Genomic DNA, 17,053 nt, shown 5'->3' with positions numbered 1-17,053 from the left:
CTGCAGGCCGGATGGCGGCTGCTGTCCGAACGCGGGCCCGGCTGCGGTCACCATCGCTTGTCCGCCTCCTTGAAGGGGTCGAAGACGCCGAGCGGAATGACCTTCGCGACCGGCTCCTCCTGCGTGTCGTCCGCTTCCTCGTTGTCGTGAGGCAGCACGTTGTCTGCCGCTGCCGGCAACGATTCGGGCTTCGGCGGCCGAGGTCCGGTGCCTTCGGCGGCGGCCTTGGTCCGGGCGGCGACTCTCCGGTCGCGCCGGGACAGCCGCTTCTTCCCGCCATCTTCGGGTCCCTGGTTGGCCCTGATCAAAAGCTCAGAAACGGCTTGAGCGATCTGTTCCTCGGTGGGATCGCTCTCGCCCCGCTGACGCAGGTCGGCCGCGGCGTGGTCCCAGGCCAGATCGCCGAACGGCTGCGGGACGGTGCCGAGGTGTTTCCAGGGGACAGGGATCCAGCCGCCCTCCCAGTGGTTGCGGACCCAGATCCAGTTGGCGTCGTAGGGGTCGCGGTGGATCTCCCACAAGTTCTTCTTGCGGACGACTCCGGAGGGCTGGCGCCGGAAGGGGCCCAGGTCCGCGCAGTCGTAGATGCGATGGTTGATCTTGACGCCGTAGGAGTTGACCGCCCGCCAGGTCGCGGGCAGCAGCTCGACGTAGTCGTCCCCGGTCAGAGCCAGCGGAACGTAGCCGGCACTCTCGAGCAGGCTGGCGTACTTCTGGTTCGGCGTGAAAGTGCGGCCGGGGCTGCCAGGGTCCCTGAGCCCGTCGTGTTCGCGATTTTGCCACTTGGCGATGAGCCATTCGTCCAGAAACTCCTGGATCTCCAGCATCGACCACAACGGCTCGTCCTCGACGTTCCGTCCGCGATGCTCGGCCGTGCGGCCCAGGTAGCCGGGGAGGAACTGGCAGAACATCGTGGCCACCGATTCGAGCGTCCGCTCGATGTGGGGCTTCTCTGCGGGCGAGCGTGGGTGGCAGGGCTGGAAGTTGATCTCCAGAGTCCGGCAGGCGGCCCGGAAGTTCTCCGAGATGAAGGCCTTGCCCCGGTCGCAGACGATGGTCTCCGGGATGATGACCGGCCGGGCCGCGGCGTGGTCCAACCGTTCGTCCAAGGACAGCAGCCTGCGGTGCGGCAGGACCGAACGGGCCATCCTCAGTGCGTCCGACCAGCCCGGCCGCATCGGCTCCGGGGTCAGAGCACGGGCCAGCAGCAGCGAAGCGTCCACCGACTTGGTGGTCGGCCGCACGACCGCAGCGGCGATGGTGCGGGTGGCGACATCGACCAGGCCGCAGAGCTCGACCCTGCCGGGCACCCCCTCATCCAGCCGCACCAGCACGTCCAACGGGGTGGAGTCGATCTGCATCAACTCGCCCGGCGCCGCGACCTGCTCGTAACGGAACGGCCCCTCCGGCTGGTTGGCCAGCGACTGGCGAGTGCGGGCCGACCCAGTCACCGGGATGCCGCCGGACAGCTTGGCGAACAGGCGGTAGAACGTCGCCCGCGACGGCATCTCCACCACGTCCTCGCCGTGCTCGGCAGCCAGGATGCGGCCGGTCCGCCAACGCGCGTACTCGATCGTGCGAGTGGACGCCGGGACACTCTCGGCGATGGCCTGACGCATCGCCGCCACCACCCGAGGATCAGCCCGGCCCAGCAGCGACGCGTGCGGAGCGAGACGGCGGTCCGCCACCGCGGCGACCCCGCCGGCCTCGTAACGCTGCCGCTTGCGCTTGACCGTCCGTGCACTGACCTCCTCGCCCCGCGAGGCCAGTTCCGCGGCCTTCGCCCGCTCGCGTTCCGCCAGCGACCGGCGTGCCGGGTCGTATTCGGGCCGGGGCAGAGCCCCCGCCGGAGCGTCCGGCGGCAGCCCGGTCAGGATCTCGATCAAGTGGTGCTGCCACCACAAGGCCCGCTTCGCGGCCTCCTCCGGGAGATGGTCCAGCAGCGCGGCCGAGCCCAGCGTGGCCCGCTCTGCGGTGCCCAGGACGGCGAAGTCCTCAGCCCCTTGAAGATGAACCTGGTCGACGAGCATGCCCGTGCCATGGACGTCGGTCAGGCGGACCCGCATCCCGGTGAGCGCGACGACCGTGTACGTACTCTTCTCGAACCTGACCCGGTCACCCAGCCGCAAGCGCCCGGGACGCGCAGACCTCACGATGCCCTCCCCGCTGCCAGGCTGACGACCGTCCCACCGTCCAGCGGAGCCGAGACCAGATCGGCCGTCAGCTCGTTCCGCCAGAGCAGGTGGTAGAGCGCCGGCAACACCGCGTACTTGTCCCCGACCCGGTCAGCACCGGTGAACAGCAGCTGAGGTTCGGCGAACACCTCCCGCAAGGCATCCGCCACCGAGGCCCGGTGGCAACGCAGGTGGCGATAGCGCGCCAGCCAACGCAAGTTCGTCCGGAACGTCTGATCCAAGTCCCCGACCAGCCGAAACTGCCACCCCACCGTCGCGCAGATCTCCGCGGTGAACGCGAAAACCTCAGCGGCCTCCTCATCGACGAGATCCTCAGGCCGGACATCGACCACCACACCGGTGCCATCGGCCAGCCGCGCGAAGTAGTCCGGAGTGTGCTGACGATCCCGATCGCCATCCCACCAGGACAGGCAGAACGGCTGCGAGGCCAAGGCCACCACCGAAGGATCGAAGTCCAGGGCCATCGCAGCATCCCGCTCGACCCACGACTCGTAGCCCACCAGGTCACGCGAGGACGCAGCCCAGTACTCACCCGTGAAGTTCTTCTGCCCCTCGAACGCGATGAATTTCCTAACCGGGGCAGCACGCTCGAAGGGCTCGTCCCAGCAACGGGCCAGTGATCCCAGCCGCCCGACCCCGTCGACGCCGAGGAAACCCACCTGTATGTCCGACATGTACTCCCATGCGGACCCCGACCTCACCGGCTCGCTCACGGCCACCTCCCCCGATGCCCTCGCTGTCAGCGTCGACCACCAGGCACGAGGCCATGCCCCGGAGTCACAAGGCATCACCCCATCGAGCGACCACCCGTTCCGTACACCGTGAGAACCAGATCACTTGAGACCACAAACGAACCGGACCAGATCACCTGAGACGGGGGCCAGGTCGACGAAGGCAGGACAAGCTAGTTGACCTGTGCCAGTGTTCGTTGATCGATTGCCACTGAAGGACGATCAACGCTAGTTTGTGCCACCGCAGGTTGATCATTCGGTGTACAGGTACGCGGGGGACGTGGTGGGGGCACCTGTCGGTGTGTTCGAAGAGGCTGCCCTTGAGGCTTTTGACCTGGCCTTTTCCGTCAACGGCAGGCTCGTGCGCCGATCGCTGGGGGCCAACTGGGACATGCCGTTCGAGGCTGTGGACCCGGTACGGGAGTTCAGCTGGCGCAAGGACGGCCAAGGGTTCGCGGGCTGGTACTACTCGTCGACGATGCGGGATCACGTCGGCTACGAGTCGTGGCTGGAGCGGGACCGGCTGATCCTGCTGGACCGTGATCCGCACGTGGTCGCGATCGCCTCGCAGCCGTTCTGGCTGCACTGGCACGACGGCACCCGCAAGCGTCGGCACGCTCCCGACTACTTCGTCCGGCTGTCCGACGGCGGCGCCCGCATCGTTGACGTCCGGGCCGCGGACGAGATGGATGAGGCGACGCGGGAGGCGTTCGACGCCACCGGGCATGCCTGCCGGGCCGTGGGCTGGGAATTCGAGTGGGCCGGGCGGCCAGAGTCGGTGTTCATGGCGAATGTCCGCTGGCTGTCCCGGTATCGGCGGGCCCGCTGCGCTCGGCCGGCGCCGGTGGCGGCCCGGCTGCTGGAGGTCTTCCGCGAACCGATGGGGCTCTGGGACGGCGCCGGGCTGGTCGGAAACCGTCTCCAGGTTCTGCCGGTGCTGTTCCATCTGCTGTGGTCCGGTGCCTTGAAGACGGACCTGGTGGGAGGACTGATGGAGACCGACAGCCTGGTCTGGACGGAGGGAAGCGTATGGGCAGCCTGAAGCGGCCGCCGGCCTTGGCGGTCGGCCAGCGGGTCCGGTTCGAGGGCCAGGTCAGGGGGGTTCTCGAGGTCACCGCGCAGGCGGCGGTACTGGAGGATGCCGAGACACCGCACCGAGTGGTCGCTTTGATCGGCCTGTTCGAGACGGCGGACTTCGAGATCCTGTTCCAGCCCGAACGCATGCCACTGCCCCAGTCCGGCTTGCTGGAGACCTTCGCTCCCGACGTGATGAAGCGGGCACTTTGGTGGGAAGAGCACATCCTTGAGGTCCTGCACGGGCTGCCGCCCGGCGTCGAACCCGGAACACCGCCGCGGCCGGGTTACGGACCGGGCACGTCGGTCACCTCACGCCAGAAGACCAAGGCTGCCGAACTCGCGGCCCTCGGCCACGAGATCAAGTCCGGGGCGGTAGGGCTGCGGCGACGCCGCTACACGGAGGACGGTCTAGTCGGGCTGGCCAGGCTCGTGGACCACCGTTCGGTCCGCAAGCGCAAGGAGTTCGGTGATGCACCGGACGCCGTCGTCGCGGCGATGCGGCAGGCGATCAAAGAGGGCGTCGAGACCTCGACACGCAACGGGTCCTACCTGATCTGGAGGACCGGGGAGATCATCCGGGAGAACGGCGGGGACCTGGCCGAACTGCCGTCGAGGCGAACGCTCTACCGCCTGCTGGACAGGCTGGCGGCGGGCACGCACACGACCGGGTCGGCGGTCACCCGCAGGTCGACAGCCCACGGGGCTGCCGCCCCGTTCGGAGAGCTGACGGTGTCGGCTCCGGGCGAGGTCATGCAGATCGACTCCACCCCGCTGGACGTCATGGTCCGCCTCGACGACGGAGTGGTCGGCAAGGTCGAACTGACCGGCATGATCGATGTCGCGTCCAGGACGCTGACCGCAGCGGTGCTCAGGCCCACGACCAAGTCGGTCGACGCCAGCGTGCTGCTGGCCCGCACCGTCACGCCGGAGCTGATGCGGCCGGGCTGGATCGACGCGCTGAAGATGTCGCGCTCGGTGCTGCCGCACCGCCGCCTGCTGACCATCGACGAACGCCTCGAGCACGCCGCGGCCAAGCCGGTGATCGTCCCGGAGATGATCGTCTGCGATCACGGCAAGGTGTTCGTCTCGCACAACTTCCGGGCTTCCTGCCGGTTCCTGGAGATCGACTTCCAGCCCACGCACAAGGGCTCGCCCTTCGAGAAGGGGCACATCGAGAAGATGCTGGGCTCCGTCGCGACGATGTTCGCCCAGTTCCTCCCCGGTTACACCGGCCGCAACACCGATCATCGCGGCCGGCACCCGGAGGAGGAGAACCTGTGGTCACTGCCTGAACTCCAGGAACTGCTGGACGAGTGGATCGTCGCGAAGTGGCAGAACCGGCCGCACGAGGGGCTGCGTGATCCCGACCACCCGGGACGCCTGTTCACCCCCAACCAGAAGTACGCCACCCTGGTGGAGGCCTGCGGCTACGTCCCGGTCGCGCTCAGCGGCCAGGACTACATCGAACTCCTGCCCGCGGCCTGGCGGGCCGTCAACTCTTACGGCATCCGGATCAACAACCGCACCTACGACGCCCCCGAACTCGGTCCGATGCGACGCCGCGACTCGGGCATCACCGCCAAACGCGGGCTCTGGGAGGTCCACCGCGACCCCTACGACGTCTCCCGCGTCTGGGTACGCAATCACCGCGGCGACGGTGAATGGGTCCAGGTGTCGGCGTACTCGAGAATGTGCTCAGTGAAGTACGGATGAACGTGCCCAGCGAGATGACGGGCTGTTCGCTCGGCTCGGTGAGCGGATCACATGCTGCCGAAGAACCGCGTCCACCACGTGGGCCGCGCTGCGAAGTGTTCCAGCGCGCTGGGGCCCTCGTAGTCGCTCTCCAGTAGTTCTTCGGGGACGCTTACGTAGCCGAGTTCGGTCAGGGCCTGCTCCACTGTCGCGAGGTCGGCGGGATCCAGCGCGCCCTCTTCACGGGCTTCGTCCGTGCCGAGGAAGGCCCCCGGATTGTCGGCGCATACCTCGGCGAGGGAGCCGAACTTGCTCACGCAGACCACGATCCGTGTTCCGCAGATCGTCGCGTCCGCGGGCACGTGGATGCGCCCGTACTCACTGGAGTCCTGGGCGTCCCGCTCGGACTCGCACGGGGCTCCGAAGTCCGCTTCAAGCCGGCGGACCAGCCCGCCGAACGCGAGGCCGGTCGCGGCGCGGTCGTAGTGCTGCGGTTGTTCCAGCCGTTCGGGGTCGTCGAGTTCGCGCAGAAGGGCCAGCAGTTCCGTCTCGCTCATTGCCATCCGCCCATCCTGCCGCCCGGCGGGCGGCAGCAGAGGGGCAGGGGTGTGCAAGCAAGGGTCAGATCCGGAGGTAGTGGTCTAGGCTGCGGTCTCGCGCTCGATGGCTGCGAGACGGTTCTTGAGCCGGTAGCTGGGGCCATTGATGGAGACGACGTCGCAGTGGTGCAGGAGCCGGTCCAGGATGGCCGTGGCCAGGACTTCGTCACCGAACACCTGTCCCCATTCGCTGAAGGTCTTGTTCGAGGTCAGGATGATCGAGCCCTTCTCGTAGCGCTTCGAGATCACCTGGAAGACCAGGTTCGCCTCAGCGCGTTCGAGGGGCTGGTAGCCGACCTCATCGACAACGAGAACTCCGGGCCGGAGGTAAGTACGGAGCTTGCTGTTGAGGCGTCCGGCCGCCTCGGCGGCCTTGAGCTGGCGGACCATGTCGTCGAGGGTCGTGAAGTAGACCGAGAAGCCGGCCCGGCACGCGGCAACCGAGAGCGCGACGGCGATGTGGGTCTTGCCGACCCCGGGCGGTCCCAGCAGGGCCGCGTTGGCCTTGGCCTCGACGAACGCGAGGGTGGCCAAGTCTTTGATCTTCCGGGGATCGAGTTCGGGCTGGAAGGAGAAGTCGTACTCGTCGAGCGTCTTGTGGTGCGGGAGCTTGGACAGCCGCAGGCCCTGGCGGAAGCGCCGGTCGTCACGAATGGCGAGTTCCTCGGCCAGGACCAGATCGAGGAAGTCGAGGTAGCCCATCTTGGCCTCGTCCGCCCTGCCGGCGTACTGGTTCAGGCTCTCGGCCAGGTGGGGCAGGCCGAGCTTGGCGGCCGTGGTGCGGATTCGAGTGCTGACCAGCTCGCTCAACTGGGCTCCTCCTGTGTGGGGTGGGTGGTGAAGGGACGGGTTCCGGTCAGTTCGTCATAGACCGACAGGGGTCTGCGGCCGACCTCGACGCGGACGGCCGCGGCCCGGTTCAGGAGAGCCATCAGCGAGCCTGCCGTTTCCTCGCCGAGTGCGTCTTGATGGCGAGGTTGCGGAGGGATGTCACCGGTGGTGGTCCGCCGGTTCCGGCCGTCGGGAAGACCGTCCCAGTGCTTCTCGTCGACGATGCAGGCCCCGCGGCCGACAGCCCTGCGGTGAATGGCCAGCAGGGTGTCGCCGTTGGCATCGGGGACGGTGGAATGCAGCGTGATCTGGGACTTCGTGGCTCTGACTTCCACCAGCTGGCGCGGGCGGACTTTGCGGGCCGGGACCGAGTAGAGGTTCGCGTCGAAGGCGACCAGGCAGTCTTTGCCGACGTAGCGAAGGTGCCGCTGGGTGACCACGTAGGGTGTCGCCGGCAGGGGCCTGAGGGCCATGTGGTCGCGGATCGCGCGGTGCCCGATGACTTCGCCGTGGGTGCCGTGGGACTTCGCCCGGCGCAACGGAACCCAGGCGTTGAAAGCGGAGTCCAGCTCCTCGATGGAGGAGAAGGACCGTCCGGCCAGGACGTGGTCGCGGACGATCAGGACCTGACGTTCGACGCGGCCTTTTCCGGTGGGGCGGTAGGCGGCCAGGACGTCGATGTCGAAGTCGTAGTGCCCGGCGAATCCGACCGCTTCCGGGTGTAGCGGAACGGCCTCGCCCGGTGCGACGTGGCGTCGGACGACGGTCTTGGTGCGGTCGTAGACGATCGACATCGGCACCCCGCCGAAGTGGGCGAACGCCTGCCGGTGGCAGTCGAAGAAGGTGGCCAGGTCCTGGCTGGTGGTGAAGCAGCAGAACGGATCTCGCGAGTAGGACAAGGTCATGTGGAACGAGTAGACCTTCGGGATGCCGACGTGGGCGAGGATCTGTCCTTCGTCGCCCCAGTCGACCTGGGCCTGTGCCCCGGGCACGACCTCGAATCTGCGGTGCAGGCCGGCCAGCTCGCCCGGGCTGATGCCCAGTTCCTCCGCGATCCGAGGCCGGGCCTCCTGCATGTAGAGCTTGACCCGCTGGTAGGTGCCGGTGAAGCCGTACTCGGCCACCAGCCGCTCGTGGACCACGGCTCCTTTGATCAGAATCTCCGACCGCAACATTGCGTCGATCAGGGGCGCGACCTCATCCACCTTCCGCCGGCGGCCATGTCCGGGCGCAGCCCGTCGAGGCGGGGCAACCGGGCCTTCAGAGGACAGGTACTTGCGGACCGTGCGGCGGTTGAGCCCGGTCTCCTTCGCGATCTCCGACAGGCTCATCGCCCCGGACTCGAAAAGCCCGCGGAAGCGTCGAAGCTCCATCCATCGTTGTGGGTCCAAGACCACGGTCAGCCGCCCTCCGCCACCCTTCACAGGCTGGCAGCAGACTGCCCACGATCAATCCTCGGTACGTCAGGAAGTGGGCACGTTCATCCGTACGTGACTGGGCACGTTCACGTGTACGCCGACACCAGGCGACCTGGAAGTACCTGAGGCGGGCTCCGGTCCCCTTCGGGGACCTGGCCTGGGACCACGTCAGCCACCAACTGCCCAAGGCCACCGAGGAAGAACTCGCCGAGGCCGTCGCTGCCCTGCTCACCCGCGCACACGCCGGCCCCGCCCGGTCGGCGGCGAAGAAGAGCAGGAAATCCGCAACGGCCAAGAAGGACCGCCGCGTCGCCGCCCGCACCAAGGCCACCACGCCGACTGCGGCGACAACACCGCCCCCGCCGAGCACGCAAGACGAACCCGCCCCGCACGAGCCGGCGGAGGACGAGGAAACCATGGCCGAGGTGATCCCGCTGGGGCTCTTCGACCCGCTCGAGGACCCCTGGAAGAGATCATGACGACGATGCCCGACAGCGGCCCGCACGACGACTTCGGCCAGTACCTGACCGTCCTGCCGGGCTGGCAGCAGTTCGTCGCGTCGGCGACCAGCACCACGATGACCGTGCTGACGAAGAACGAGTACGACGCCCTGAGCAAAGAGGAGAAGTACGACTACGACGAGGACCGGCTCGACCACCATGCCCGTCTCCAGGTGGTCGCCACCTCCACCGTTCGCCGCACCGTCACCTGCGGACGTCGCCTGACCGTCCTCAACCGCGGTGCCATCAGCGCACGCCGCGGCTTGATCGTCACCGGTCCGGCCAACACCGGTAAGACGATCGCTCTGACTCAGCTCGGCCTGGCCCACGAACTCCAGGACCGTCGCCGGCACGCCGGGCAGGACGAGCGCATACCGGTCATCTACATCACCGTCCCGCCCGCCGCGACACCCCGCATGATCGCCGCCGAGTTCGCCCGGTTCCTCGGTCTCCCGGTCCTGCGAAGCTCCAACATCACCGACCTCACCGAAGCCGTGGTCGGTGTCTGCACGAAGGCCCGCACCGGCCTCGTCCTGGTCGACGAGATCCACAACATCTCGCTGCAGACCCGCACCGGAGCCGACGCGTCCGACACACTCAAGTACTTCTCCGAGCGGATCCCGGCGACCTTCGCCTACGCGGGCATCGACATCGAGGACAGCAGCCTCCTGACCGGAACCCGCGGCGACCAGATCGCCGCCCGGTTCACGGCAGTGGACACCCACCCCTTCCCCTACAACACGGAATGGAAGGCCCTGGTCGCCCAGTTGGAGGCGAACCTCCTACTGCACCAGCACAAGCCCGGCACCCTCACCCGCCTGGACCGGTTCCTCCACACCCGCACCGGCGGCATGATCGGCACCCTGTCCCACCAGCTCCGCGGGGCCGCCGTCGACGCCATCCTCACCGGCACCGAAAAGATCAACAAAGCGGGACTGCTGGCCGTCGACCTCGACATCGCCTCCCGCCGCAAGCAGCCCGGCACCGACGGATGACGTCGTCGGCCCCGGACACCGAGATCGCCCGCCTTCCGTTCAAGGTTCGTCCACGACAGGGAGAAGGAGTCGCCTCGTTCATCACCCGTCTCGCCAGGGCGAACTGCCTTCCTCCCGCCTACCTGCGGAAGTACCTCGCTGAACCGCCCATGCACCGGGGCAGTCCGGCCTGGCCCCGCGTTGCTGCCGCCGCTGGCCGCGACCCGGCCGAGCTCCGGCGGATCCTGAACACGGTCAACTGCGAGGAATGCGGGGCCTCCATACAGGCCAAAGCGAGCTTCGGGGTCAAGCCGCTGACCTGTTCGCGAGCCTGCCGGCAGAAGAGATACCGCAAGCGTCACCCCGCCAGCCAGTGGCGCCGGGAACGCTGCCGGATCTGCCGAAAGGTCATGGTCATGCGCATCGGACAGCGTCGCCCTCTCTGCTCGTCGGCCTGTCGACGAGCCGCCTACCTCGAACGGCAACAGCGGCGCACGCCGCAACCCGAAGCACCTTGCGGACCACAGGCCGACTCATCATCGGCCTGTCTGATCTGCGAAGTCCCTCTGCCACCGAGCGCTGCCAAGAGCGGGCGTCGCACGTGTTCTCAACGGTGCCGTCAAGCGGCATACCGCTGGCGAACAACACCGCCGCTTCCGGCTCGCCCGCTGGCCTCACCCCGCGAACCGACACCCCCAGGGACATGCGAAGTCTGCGAGCTGCCGCTGCCTCCTGGGTCCGGACAGTCACGATGCCGCACGTGCTCAGCCCGATGCCGCCAGCAGGCTCACCGGTGGCGCACCAATCCATCCGAAGCGCATCACGCTCAGCCGGCAGCACCAACGAGTCCGAAGCAGATCTCACCGTCCAAACCTGCAGCTTCACCCGACACGGTCGGGGCGAGGGCTGACGCTCTCGCCCCGACCCGCAAGGCGTCCCCCGGAGCCCTGCCCTGCCCAGTCTGTTCGGGCCTGCTGTCCGACGGACGCGGCGGGTCACAGCGCAAGACATGCTCCCAACGCTGCCGTCAGAAGGCATACAGACAACGCAGGGCGGCTCGGCTTCAACAGAGGCCGGCACCGCGCATCAGTCCAGGGTGACTCGATAGACAGTGGAATCTCTCCGCTGAAGACCTGCCCGCTCATACAGGCGGTTCGCAGCCTCTCGCGACGGGCGCGATGTGAGGTCGACGGTTCGAGCGCCTGCATCCGCCGCCAGTCCAAGGGCTTTGTCGATCAGGACCTTGCCGACCCCGTGGCCACGGGCGGCGGCATCGACCACCACGTCCTCGATGTGAGCCCGCAGGCCGGACGGCAAGGGCGACATCACCAGCGTCAACGTTCCGACGATCACGCCGTCGACGCGGGCCACCAGCAACGTGTTGGTACTGGCACCCGTCAATCTCCCCACTGCTTCATGGTCCAAGGGCTTGGCCTTGGACGACAGCTGCGGGAGGAGACGAGCGAACGCCTCCACCACTTCATCAGTCGCCTCATGAACGACCTCAGTCTCAACACTCATGCTCTGGAACCTATCGGCTCCTGGGAGCTGCCGATCAGCAAGCGGCGACCGTCTCGGACCGGATGACCTGAGACGACGAGCGAAGCGGACCAGATCATCTGAATGAGGCAGATGGACCAGCTCGACGGAGGGGCATCTACCATCAGCGGTCATCCTTCACTGACACAAACAGGCAAGTGATCACCCTTCATTGACGCAGAAGGTCCTTGATCAGCCGTTGGTGGCAACTGATCAGCGATCACTGGCACAGGTCACTAGTAGATGATCGATTCCACTTGCCACGCGACCCGTTCCGATATATCGTCGAGCCATCACGAACGATACGTGATGCAGACGTGGCAGATCAGCGATGGAATGGAGTGATTGGGATGCGTGCCCATGGATTCGAGCGTGGACACCAGCACGAGGGCCCTGGTCGGCGGGGTCCGGGCGGATTCGACGGCCGGCGCGCGGCCTTCGGACCCTTCGGGCCGGGCGGGCCGGGGTTCGGTCCCGGCTTCGGACCAGGTCCGTGGGGGCCGCGGGGGCGGGGTGGGCCGAGGGGGCGGGCGCGGCGCGGTGACGTGCGTGCCTCGATCCTGGCCCTGCTCAAAGACCGACCCATGCATGGCTACGAGATGATCCAGGAGATCGCCGAACGCAGCGGCGGAGCCTGGAAGCCCAGCCCCGGCTCGGTCTACCCCACGTTGCAGCTGCTGGAGGACGAGGGCTTGATCGTCAGTGAGAGTGAGGGTGGCAAGAAGCTGTTCTCGCTCACCAAGAGTGGGCGTGGTGCGGCCGACGAAGGCCCGGATGCCCCTTGGGAGGAGGCTTCGCGCGGGGTCGACTGGGAGGCGCTAGGTGAGATCCGCCAGGCGGGTTTCGGTCTGATGGAAGCCTTCGGCCAGGTCTGGAAGACCGGTAGCAAGGAGCAGCGTGAGAAGGCGCTGTCCGTCATCAACGACGCCCGCAAGAAGCTGTACCTCATCCTCGCCGACGAACACTGAGATCTGAGAGGGGTCCCGGGCTGCCCGTGCTGTATCCGGCGGCCTCGGCGGGTTCCGGGAGTTCCGGCGCCCGGAACGGGCCGAAACGCGTGGGCGCTGCGTGGGCGCCGGGGCCTGGCGGCGAGGACGGGCCGGGTCATGGTGGCGCGGTCACACGACCCCCGGAGCAACCGGCAGCATCGGCATCGGTGCCGATGTCCCTTAGGGGTGCCGTCGCCTGCTGGTGCTCAGGCCACCAGGCCGGAGAGTCTGCGCAGCGACTCGTGCAGGGCAGCTGTGGCCGAGTCCTTGAGTTTGCCCGCCATCAGCGACACCGCGGCACCCGTGAACTCGCCGTCGATGCGGACGGTGGTGGCGTCGCCGTCAGGGGTGAGTGTGTAGCGGGTGGCCACGGTCACCGCCATGGGGCCCTTGCCCCGGATCGCGAGAACCCGGGCCGGTTCCAGTTCCTCGACGGTCCAGTCGACCTCCGCGGGAAAGCCCATCAGTTTCATGTTCTCCCGGAACGTGCCGCCCGCAGCCAGGTTTTCTGGACCGCCCTGGGGGAAACCGGTGTGGGTCGTGTTCCACTCCCGGTACGAAGTCCAGTCGGTGAGCTGGGCCCACACCCTCTCGGCCGGCGCCTGGATGCGTGCCTCCGCACTTACTTCGGCCATGCGGTCACCTCTTTGGGTCGGGCGTATTGGGCTACGGTGTCGCGGAACGTAGCCGCAGGGGCGCGAACATTCAATACTGATGAACCGTCAGGGACTCGGGGAATGCGGAAGGGGCTGCGGCGGGACGGACGGAGGTGGACCGAGCGCCGTGCGATCGCCGCTTCGAGCCCGACCCGTGCCGGTGCGCGGGGGCTGTGCTCGGGATGTGCGCTGCAGGACGCCGCGCACCCGGCGTTGGAGCACCTGGATCCGGATCTCCTCCGCAAGGATGAGATCCGGATCGGCGGTGTCCACTCCGCGTGGGACGCGAGAATAGTTCCGTTCGTGGATGACTCGGCCCGTTGTGCCTGATGGGGTGGGGGTGTGCAACCCCGTGCCGCCCGATGGACCGCCCGCCGTGAAGTGGTTCCGTACCGGGACGACGATGCCGTGTTCGGCGCCGAGCTGGCAGCGGCGGTGGTCGGTGCCCGGCGGAGGGCTCTCCGGGACGGCGACCGGCAGGTCGACACCGCCCATCTGCTTCACTCCCTTCTCGAGTGCGACCCCGAGGTCCGCGCTGCTGTCGGTGGGCCACCGCGGCTCGCCCGGCTTTTGGGCTACCTCGTGCAGCGCAGCATCGGCTACGGACTGCGCTGGCAGGCAAGCGTGGAGGACTCCGGGGCGATCGCTGTCGGGCCCGCTCTCGCCATCCGGACCGGTGGAGGGCCAGACACCGGGAGGTGGTCCCCGGCCGCAGCCGCCGCCCTGTCGGACGCCTGCGGGCGGACCCGCAGGCGCGGCGGGCCTCGTGCCACTGGCACCGACCTGCTCGCCGCGCTCCTCGCCGACCCGCAGTCCCGGGCCGTCGAGGTCCTCGGGCGTGCCGGGGTCCGCGTGCCCGATCTGTGCGCCCGGGTGGAGGCCATGGCCCGGGAGGGCACCGATGACGGCGAGGCGGCCTGCTGATGCGCGGGTCGTCCATCAGCTGAGACAGGTCCGACGGCGGATGACGCTCCTGTCGTCGCCTGTCATCATGTGCCGGTGCATATGTCTGAGAGCAGTCAGGGCAGCCCCGGCAGAGGCGCCGGACTCGGTCTGGCACTCGCCTCGGCACTGGCCTTCGGCGGGTCCGGAGTCGCCGCCAAGCCGTTGATCGAGGCGGGGCTGGACCCGCTCCACGTGGTGTGGCTCCGGGTGGCGGGTGCCGCCGTGGTCATGCTGCCGTTCGCCGTACGGCACCGCGCCCTGCCGCGGCGCCGCCCCGTTCTGGTCGTCGGGTTCGGGCTGCTCGCCGTCGCAGGTGTGCAAGCCTGCTACTTCGCCGCGCTCTCCCGCATCCCGGTGGGCGTGGCACTGCTCATCGAGTACCTGGCTCCCGCCTTGGTGCTCGGCTGGGTGCGGTTTGTGCAGCGCAGGCCCGTGACCCGCGCCGCCGCGCTCGGCGTCGTGCTCGCCGTGAGTGGCCTCGCTTGCGTCGTGGAGATCTGGTCGGGGCTGAGCTTCGACGCGCTGGGCCTGCTGTGCGCGCTGGGTGCGGCCTGCTGCCAGGTCGGCTACTTCGTCCTGTCCGACCAGGGCGGTGACGCGGGGGACGCAGCCCCTGACCCGCTCGGTGTCATCGCCTACGGACTGCTCGTCGGGGCGGCCGTGCTGACGGCCGTCGTCCGGCCCTGGCGCCTGGACTGGTCGGTGCTGGCCGGCGCGGCGCATCTGGAGGGCACCGCGGTACCGGCCGCCGCCTTGCTGGCCTGGCTCGTACTGGCTGCGACAGCGGTCGCGTATGTCACCGGCGTGCTTTCCGTGCGACGGCTGTCTCCGCAGGTTGCCGGGGTCGTTGCCTGTCTTGAGGCGGTGGTCGCCACCGTGCTGGCCTGGGTGCTGCTCGGTGAGCACCTGTCCGCGCCGCAGGTCGCCGGCGGCGCGGTCGTCTTGGTCGGCGCGTTCATTGCCCAGTCCTCGACCTCTGCCAGGGTTCCCCCGGAACCGGTCGCCACGGGTGGCTCGGAACCGCAGTTGTCCGCCCGCGGCAGCGCCACATAGGGTTCTGATCATGCCGTCGAACGCGCTCGTCCTGCCGCCCCCGGCCGCCTGAGGCGGGCCCCCGGGACACTCGCTCGGCGCACCGCGCCGGGCAGGACGGTGCTGCCCGCAGACGAAGTCCGCGCGCCCCGCCGAAGCGGGTCGCCCTCGAACTTCCGCACCCCGAGTGCGCTTCTGCGGAGAGATTCCCTTGCCGAAAACCACGGTTGGCCTGCCCGTCGGGCGGGGCCTGCTCTACCTGATCATCACCGGTGCCGCCTGGGGCACCGCCGGCGCCGCCGCCTCGCTGGTCTACCGGACCAGCGACATGGGGGCCTTCGGTCTGTCCTTCTGGCGCTGTGCGCTGGGGCTGGCCCTGTTGCTGGCTTGTCGCCTCCTACGTCCGCACGCCCACTCGTCCGCACACCGGTCCCGGCATCGCGGGGCGGGACGGGCGGTGGCCACGGGGCTCGGTCTCGCCGTGTTCCAGACCGCCTACTTCGCGGCCGTGGAGTCGACCGGGCTTGCCGTAGCCACGGTCGTCACGCTCGGCGCCGGTCCCGTGCTCATCGCGCTCGGGGCCCGGCTGCTGCTCGGCGAGCGGCTCGGCGTCGGCGGCGCCCTGGCGGTCGCCGGAGCGCTCGCCGGGCTGGCCGTGCTGACCTGCGGAGGGTCGGCCGCGGCCGTCCGTCCGGTGGGTGTGCTCCTGGCGCTCCTGTCGGCAGCGGGCTACGGCACCATGACCCTGCTCACCCGTTGGTGGGGCCGAGACGGGAGCGCTGACGCCTCCGACACCACCGTGAGAGCCTTCGCCGTGACCGGCCTGTGCCTGCTGCCGTTCGCACTGCACGAGGGTCTGCTCCCGCACACCCCTCACCCGGCTCGGCTGCTGTGGCTGGTGCTGTACGTCGCCGCCGTGCCCACCGCCCTCGCCTATGCCCTCTTCTTCGCGGGCGCCGCCGTCATACGGTCCGCCACCGTCTCCATGATCATGCTGCTGGAGCCAGTGACCGCGGCCGTGCTCGCCGTCGCTCTGCTCGGGGAGCGGCTTACCGCGGCCACCGTGATCGGCACCCTGCTGATGCTCGGCGCGGTCGCGGGTCTCGCAGCGAGTGAGGGTCGTACTGCCGGGCGGACGAAGCCGGGTCCGGGGTGACCGGCCTGTCCTACCGCACCGCCAGGTAGTCCGGCAGTCCGATGCCGGGCGTCAGGTCGGTATTGGGCACGGGCTTGTCGTAACCCCGCCGCAGCGGGATCACCCCGGCCCAGTACGGCAGGGGAAGGTCCGCGGAGTCGTCGTTGGCGCCGCCGGTGCGGACCTTGGCCGAGACCTCCTCCAGGTCCAGGCGGATCACTGCGGTGGCGGCCAGTTCCTTCTTGTTCGCGGGCCGGGAGTCGGCGGCCCGGCCCGGTACGACGTGGTCCACCAGCGTGTCCAGGGCCAGTCGCCGCTCCTCGGGGTCGGTGACCTCGTGTGCGACGCCATGCACCACGACCGAGCGGTAGTTGATCGAGTGGTGGAACGCAGAGCGGGCCAGCACCAGCCCGTCGACGTGGGTGACCGTCAGGCACACCGGCAGGCCCGGATCGGCCTCGCCGGTCATCCGCAACGGGCGGGAACCGGTGGACCCGTGGACGTAGAGCCGCTCGCCGATCCGGCCGTAGAGCGTGGGCAGCACCACGGGGGCGCCGTCGCGGACGAAGCCGAGGTGGCAGACGTACCCCTCGTCCAGTACTGCGTGCACGAGTTCCTTGTCGTATGACGCCCGGTCGGCGGAGCGCGTGGGCACGGTGCGGTCGGTTGGCGTGTAGGCGACGCCCCGCTGCCCCGCTGTCGCATCCGGTACGACGGTTCCCTCCATGTCGGTCCCCTCC

The 17,053-nt window shown here is 68.7% G+C and carries 17 protein-coding genes; 9 read left to right on the top strand and 8 right to left on the bottom strand.

Annotated features, from left to right (window positions below; translation table 11 throughout):
• Positions 1-47 precede the first annotated feature (47 nt).
• Together LK06_RS03410 and LK06_RS03405 are read right to left on the bottom strand one after the other, a co-directional pair.
• On the bottom strand, positions 48-2,066 hold the full coding sequence (locus tag LK06_RS03410) for a transposase (RefSeq protein WP_483409754.1): 2,019 nt from the start codon (positions 2,064-2,066) through the stop codon (positions 48-50).
• A gap of 83 nt (positions 2,067-2,149) precedes the next feature.
• Positions 2,150-2,869 carry a TnsA-like heteromeric transposase endonuclease subunit gene (locus LK06_RS03405; protein ID WP_043435917.1) on the bottom strand — a complete coding sequence of 240 codons (720 nt, stop codon included), beginning with the start codon at positions 2,867-2,869 and terminating at the stop codon, positions 2,150-2,152.
• Here LK06_RS03405 and LK06_RS32990 point away from each other — a divergent pair.
• The 3 genes from LK06_RS32990 (at position 2,859) to LK06_RS03395 (ending at position 5,716) form a co-directional block, all read left to right on the top strand.
• Positions 2,859-3,020: a hypothetical protein gene (locus LK06_RS32990; protein ID WP_159025273.1), complete on the top strand. Its 162-nt coding sequence runs from the start codon at positions 2,859-2,861 to the stop codon at positions 3,018-3,020. The two genes, LK06_RS03405 and LK06_RS32990, sit on opposite strands and share 11 nt — an antisense overlap.
• 165 nt (positions 3,021-3,185) lie before the next feature.
• Entirely contained in the window at positions 3,186-3,968 is a 783-nt protein-coding gene (locus LK06_RS03400; protein WP_043435887.1) for a TnsA-like heteromeric transposase endonuclease subunit, read from the top strand.
• Complete coding sequence (locus tag LK06_RS03395; protein WP_234367350.1) at positions 3,956-5,716, top strand: Mu transposase C-terminal domain-containing protein; 1,761 nt, start codon at positions 3,956-3,958, stop codon at positions 5,714-5,716. Before LK06_RS03400 ends, LK06_RS03395 begins: the two co-directional genes overlap by 13 nt.
• 47 nt (positions 5,717-5,763) lie before the next feature.
• Here the strand turns inward: LK06_RS03395 and LK06_RS03390 are convergent, their stop codons facing one another.
• The 3 genes from LK06_RS03390 to istA form a co-directional block, all read right to left on the bottom strand.
• Entirely contained in the window at positions 5,764-6,252 is a 489-nt protein-coding gene (locus LK06_RS03390) for a hypothetical protein (RefSeq protein WP_234367349.1), read from the bottom strand.
• An 84-nt stretch (positions 6,253-6,336) separates the two neighbouring features.
• Complete coding sequence (gene istB / locus LK06_RS03385; RefSeq protein WP_039657631.1) at positions 6,337-7,104, bottom strand: IS21-like element helper ATPase IstB; 768 nt, start codon at positions 7,102-7,104, stop codon at positions 6,337-6,339.
• Positions 7,101-8,456 (bottom strand): IS21 family transposase, encoded by a 1,356-nt coding sequence (gene istA / locus LK06_RS03380; RefSeq protein WP_459171080.1) that lies wholly within the window; start codon positions 8,454-8,456, stop codon positions 7,101-7,103. Before istA ends, istB begins: the two co-directional genes overlap by 4 nt.
• A 50-nt stretch (positions 8,457-8,506) precedes the next feature.
• Between istA and LK06_RS03375 the strand changes: the two genes are divergently transcribed.
• Positions 8,507-9,022: a hypothetical protein gene (locus LK06_RS03375; protein WP_043435884.1), complete on the top strand. Its 516-nt coding sequence runs from the start codon at positions 8,507-8,509 to the stop codon at positions 9,020-9,022.
• Positions 9,019-10,038, top strand: a complete 1,020-nt coding sequence (locus LK06_RS03370) for a TniB family NTP-binding protein (RefSeq protein ID WP_043435881.1) — start codon at positions 9,019-9,021, stop codon at positions 10,036-10,038. Before LK06_RS03375 ends, LK06_RS03370 begins: the two co-directional genes overlap by 4 nt.
• A gap of 1,065 nt (positions 10,039-11,103) precedes the next feature.
• On the opposite strand, the gene LK06_RS03365 is transcribed toward LK06_RS03370, so the two are convergent.
• The gene (locus tag LK06_RS03365; RefSeq protein ID WP_043435878.1) at positions 11,104-11,538 is read right to left on the bottom strand and encodes a GNAT family N-acetyltransferase; all 435 of its coding nucleotides are present in this window, start codon (positions 11,536-11,538) and stop codon (positions 11,104-11,106) included.
• Between the two features lie 368 nt (positions 11,539-11,906).
• On the opposite strand from LK06_RS03365, the gene LK06_RS03360 reads away from it, so the two are divergent.
• Entirely contained in the window at positions 11,907-12,524 is a 618-nt protein-coding gene (locus LK06_RS03360; protein WP_078859137.1) for a PadR family transcriptional regulator, read from the top strand.
• 227 nt (positions 12,525-12,751) lie between these two features.
• On the opposite strand, the gene LK06_RS03355 is transcribed toward LK06_RS03360, so the two are convergent.
• Positions 12,752-13,180 carry a type II toxin-antitoxin system Rv0910 family toxin gene (locus LK06_RS03355; protein ID WP_039654154.1) on the bottom strand — a complete coding sequence of 143 codons (429 nt, stop codon included), beginning with the start codon at positions 13,178-13,180 and terminating at the stop codon, positions 12,752-12,754.
• Between the two features lie 363 nt (positions 13,181-13,543).
• Between LK06_RS03355 and LK06_RS03345 the strand changes: the two genes are divergently transcribed.
• The 3 genes from LK06_RS03345 (at position 13,544) to LK06_RS03335 (ending at position 16,334) form a co-directional block, all read left to right on the top strand.
• On the top strand, positions 13,544-14,125 hold the full coding sequence (locus tag LK06_RS03345) for a Clp protease N-terminal domain-containing protein (protein WP_167747934.1): 582 nt from the start codon (positions 13,544-13,546) through the stop codon (positions 14,123-14,125).
• Between the two features lie 69 nt (positions 14,126-14,194).
• Complete coding sequence (locus LK06_RS03340) at positions 14,195-15,199, top strand: EamA family transporter (protein WP_039654152.1); 1,005 nt, start codon at positions 14,195-14,197, stop codon at positions 15,197-15,199.
• Between the two features lie 190 nt (positions 15,200-15,389).
• A complete protein-coding gene (locus tag LK06_RS03335; protein ID WP_043435876.1) occupies positions 15,390-16,334 on the top strand; it encodes a DMT family transporter in 945 nt (314 codons plus the stop codon).
• A 10-nt stretch (positions 16,335-16,344) separates the two neighbouring features.
• Here LK06_RS03335 and LK06_RS03330 read toward each other — a convergent pair whose 3' ends face one another.
• Entirely contained in the window at positions 16,345-17,040 is a 696-nt protein-coding gene (locus tag LK06_RS03330; protein ID WP_039654150.1) for a pyridoxamine 5'-phosphate oxidase family protein, read from the bottom strand.
• Between the last annotated feature and the right edge of the window lie 13 nt (positions 17,041-17,053).

It is taken from the genome of Streptomyces pluripotens (assembly GCF_000802245.2).
Taxonomy (GTDB): domain Bacteria; phylum Actinomycetota; class Actinomycetes; order Streptomycetales; family Streptomycetaceae; genus Streptomyces; species Streptomyces pluripotens.
The sequence above is the reverse complement of the archived record's forward strand: the minus strand, read 5'-3'. Positions and strand labels throughout refer to the sequence as shown.